This is a genomic window from Sphingomonas sp. Ant20, assembly GCF_000783375.1.
GTDB classification, from domain to species: Bacteria; Pseudomonadota; Alphaproteobacteria; order Sphingomonadales; family Sphingomonadaceae; genus Sphingomonas; species Sphingomonas aerolata.
Genome location: NZ_JRVI01000155.1, coordinates 1 through 2,931 on the forward strand (window position 1 = coordinate 1; position 2,931 = coordinate 2,931).

The following is a 2,931-nucleotide window of genomic DNA, read 5'->3' on the forward strand; positions in this document are numbered from 1 at the left end:
CGACCACGATCCGCAGCGCGCCGCGCCCCGCCATCGCGTCGCGCGCATTGACCGCCAGGTTGACGATCGCGGTCTCGAGCTGGCTCGCATCCGCATGCGTCAGGCACGGCGTGTCGGGCAGGCTCAGCGCGATGTCGATGAACGATCCCGACAGCGTCGCGAGCATGTCGGTCATCCCGCTGACGACGGCGCGGACGTCGAGCACCTCGGGCGTCAGCGACGATCGCCGGGCAAAGGCGAGCAGCTGGTTGGTCAGCTTGGTCGCGCGGTCGGCAGTGTCGGCGATTGCGGTGATGTACCGGTCGCGCCGTTCCGCGCTCAGGTCGGGCCGCCGCAACAGGTCGGTCGATCCGCGGATCACCGTCAGCAGATTGTTGAAATCATGCGCGATACCCCCGGTCAGCTGGCCCAGCGTCTCCATCTTCTGCGCCTGGCGCAGCGCCTCGTGCGCCTGGGTCAGCTCCGCGCTCCGCTCGGCCACGCGCTGTTCGAGCGTGTCGTTGACCTCCTGCACCGCCTTGAACAATTGTGCATTGTCGATCGCGATCGCCGCCTGCGCCGCGACGCCGACCAGCAGCCGCTCGTGCCGCTCGCCGAAACGTCCCGGCTCGGAATGGCCGAACAACAGCCCGCCCAGCACCACCCCGGTGCGCGACGTGACCGGCACCGACAGATAGCTGCGCACCGGCAGATGCCCGCGCGGCATCCCGTAATGCGGCGCGCTCTTGCCGTAGCGCGGGTCGGTGCGGATATCGTCCGAGCGGATCACCCCTTCGTTGCGGAAGGTCGGCCCGAACACCGCGGTCGCGCGCGGCCGCCCGAGCTTCTCGAACGCCGCCCGCTCCGCCCCGGCCAGCGTGAACAGGTGCAGCCGCTCGCCGGTCTCGTCCATCAGATTGTGGAAATACGCCCCGAACTCCGCCCCGGTCAGCTTGACCCCCGCATCGGTGACCATCTGGATCAGCGGCTCGAGCTCGAGCTCGGCGACCAGCGCCGCACCGGTGACGTTCAGCGTCTCGAGGCTGTGCGTCTCCCAGCGCAGGCTGCGCTCGGCGAGCACCGCGTCGGTCGTCTCGATCACCACCGCCAGCACGCCCGCGGGCACCCCGTCCGCATCGAGCACGGGCGAGTAATTGAGGTCGAGGAACACCGTCTCGGGCTCGCCGTGGCGGTACAGCGTCAGTTCCTGCCGCGCATAGCTCCGCGTCTTGCCCGCCATCCCGGCGCGCACCACGCCGTCGTTGAACGCCGCCGCCTCCGTCCAGGCTTCGCGCACCGGCATGCCGAGGATCGCGGGATGCTTGTCCTGCGCGATCGTCGCATAGCGCGCATTGTAGAGCAGGATCCCCTCCTCGCCCCACAGCAGCGCCATCGGCACCGGCGCGCGCAACAGGATCGATACCACGGTCCGCAGGTGCGGTGGCCAGTCCTCGATCGGGCCGAGCGGGGTCGCCGACCAGTCGAACGTAGCGATCAGCGCCGCGAGCGGTCCGTCGCCCAGGAATCCATGCCGCTCAGTCACGCTGCCCCACCTTGCCCCCACCCCGGGTCCGAAATCCTGCGTCCCTGATCACCGTACACGCACGGGCCTTACCCCATCCTATACACCGCACCGCCGCCGCGAAACGCTGCAATGTCCGTCACCTGCGCTACTGCGTCGACTCCGCCGACAGTGCGTCGCCGATCCGCGCCGCGACCTCGCCGATGCGATAGGGTTTCTTCAGCACCGTCTCCGCCGCCAGTTCGTCGCCGAACGTCGCGACATCGGCATAGCCGCTCGCGAACAGCAGCGGCATGGCGGGCGCGACCGCACGGATCCGCCGTGCCAGGTCGACGCCCGACATGCCCGGCATCACCACGTCGGTCAGCACCAGGTCGAACGACGCGCGCCCGAATTCGGTCAGCGCCTCGGACCCGCTCGCCGCCGCGACCACCTGATAGCCGATCTCCTCGATCATCTGCGCCGCGACCCCGCGGACGTCATTGTCGTCGTCGACCACCAGAATCCGCTGCCGCGATCCGGTCGCCTGGGCCAGCCGCTCGATCGCGACCGGATCGGCGACCTCGGTCGTCCGCGGCAGGTACAAGGTGATCACCGTCCCCTCATTCTCCGCGCTGACGATCCGGACCGTGCCGCCCGACTGGCGGGCAAAGCCGTAGACCTGCGCGAGCCCCAGGCCCGTGCCCTTGCCCTGCCCCTTGGTGGTGAAGAACGGCTCGAACGCGCGCGCCAGCACCGCGGGCGTCATCCCCGCACCGGTATCGGCGACCTCGATCGCGACATAGCGCCCGGGTTCAGCTCGGCGGTCAGCGCGTCGGGCACCGCGGCCAGGTTGCGCGTCGCGATCCGCACCACCCCGCCCGACGGCATCGCGTCGCGCGCGTTGATCGCCAGGTTGAGCAGCACGACCTCGAGCTGCGTCGGATCGACCATCGCGCGCCAGACATCGTCCGCCAGGTCGAGCTCGACCGTCACCGCCGCCCCGATCGACCGCGCGAGCAGGTCCGCCATCGACGCCACCACCTGGTTGGGCTCGACCGGCACCGGCGACAGATGCTGGCGCCGCGAAAAGGACAGGAGCTGCGCGGTCAGCGTCGCGCCGCGCTCGCCCGCCTGCAACGCCATGCTCGCCAGCCGCCGGATCTTCTCGTCGTCGGTGCGCCGCAGCAACAGGTCGAGCGAGCCGATCACCGCGGTCAGCAGATTGTTGAAATCATGCGCGATGCCCCCGGTCAGCTGGCCGATCGCCTCCATCTTCTGCGCCTGGACCAGCCGCGCCTCGGCGCGCTCGCGCTCGGCGATCTCCGCTGTCAGCCGGTCGTTCGCCGCCGCCAGTTCGCGCGTCCGCGCCTCGACCTTCGCCTCCAGCGTGTCGGCCAGATCGCGCAGCTCGGCGCGTGCCTTTTCGCGGTCCTCGAATGCCGTCCGGA

At 70.1% G+C, this 2,931-nt stretch carries 3 protein-coding genes; all 3 read right to left on the reverse strand.

The window, feature by feature from the left end; all coding sequences use genetic code 11:
• Positions 1-1,522 (reverse strand): GAF domain-containing protein (locus tag NI18_RS16265; protein ID WP_037531470.1); only part of this gene is annotated, 1,522 nt, incomplete at its 3' end.
• 127 nt (positions 1,523-1,649) lie between these two features.
• Positions 1,650-2,249, reverse strand: coding sequence for a response regulator (locus NI18_RS22530; RefSeq protein ID WP_052149261.1), 600 nt, complete (start codon positions 2,247-2,249; stop codon positions 1,650-1,652).
• On the reverse strand, positions 2,246-2,931 hold a 686-nt coding region (locus NI18_RS22535), incomplete at its 5' end, for a histidine kinase dimerization/phospho-acceptor domain-containing protein (RefSeq protein ID WP_306286469.1). The genes NI18_RS22530 and NI18_RS22535, both read right to left, overlap by 4 nt.